The organism is Brevundimonas halotolerans, from assembly GCF_003730275.1.
Classification (GTDB): domain Bacteria; phylum Pseudomonadota; class Alphaproteobacteria; order Caulobacterales; family Caulobacteraceae; genus Brevundimonas; species Brevundimonas halotolerans.
In genome coordinates this window covers 1-935 of the sequence record NZ_QTTA01000014.1, presented here as the reverse complement: position 1 = coordinate 935, position 935 = coordinate 1, and the positions used below count along the sequence as shown (strand labels likewise).

General features: G+C 68.7%; 1 protein-coding gene. It reads left to right on the top strand.

Going from position 1 to position 935, the window contains the following annotated elements:
* Positions 1-54: 54 nt before the first annotated feature.
* A partial coding sequence (locus EG854_RS06070; protein ID WP_123286920.1) for an IS481 family transposase occupies positions 55-935 on the top strand: 881 nt, incomplete at its 3' end.

Sequence of the window (935 nt, the reverse complement as noted above, 5' to 3'; positions counted from 1 at the left end):
TGGGCTGAGAAGCTGGGGTTGCGAAGCACCAACCTCAACCGAAGAGTTCCCCGGATGAACGTACACAAGAATGCCCGTCTGACGCCGTCGGGTCGAGCCTTGTTGGCCGAGCGGATCGAGACGGGCTGGACCACGCGGTCGGCGGCGCAGGCGGCAGGTGTATCGGTCAGGACCGCGCGCAAGTGGCTGGGTCGGCATCGGCTCGGAGGCGAGCACAGGCATCACGACCGCAGCTCGGCGCCGAGGCGATGTCCGCGCAGGACGGAGCCCCGACGAATGGCCGAGATTGAAGCCCTGCGCCGTCAGCGGATGACCGGGCCGCAGATCGCCCGGACGCTGGGCATGGCGCGCTCGACGGTGGGCCTGATCCTGCGCCGGCTGGGCCTTGGCCGGCTCGCCCTGCTGGACCCGAAACCGCCGATCATCCGCTACGAGCGCGATCGGCCCGGCGAGATGATCCACCTCGACATCAAGAAGCTGGGCCGGATCAACGGTGTCGGCCACCGCTTCACCGGACGCGGACCCGGCACGCACAACCTTGGTCGGGGCTGGGACTTCCTGCACGTCTGCGTCGATGACGCGTCGCGACTGGCCTACACCGAGGTGCTGCCCTCCGAAGGCCAGCAGGATGCTACCGCCTTCCTCCAGCGCGCCCTCGCCTGGCTCGGCCGACACGGCGTCACGGTCGAGCGCGTCATGACCGACAATGGCTCGGCTTATCGCTCGAAGCTCTTCGCCGCCGCCCTGCGCCAGGCCGGGGCCCGCCACGTCCGAACCCGGCCCTATACGCCCCGCACCAACGGCAAGGCCGAGCGCTTCATCCAGACCACGCTGCGTGAATGGGCTTACGCCAGACCCTATGGCTCATCGGACGAGCGCGCCGCAGCCATCAAACCCTGGACCGAAAACTACAACCTGCGCCGACCACACTCCGG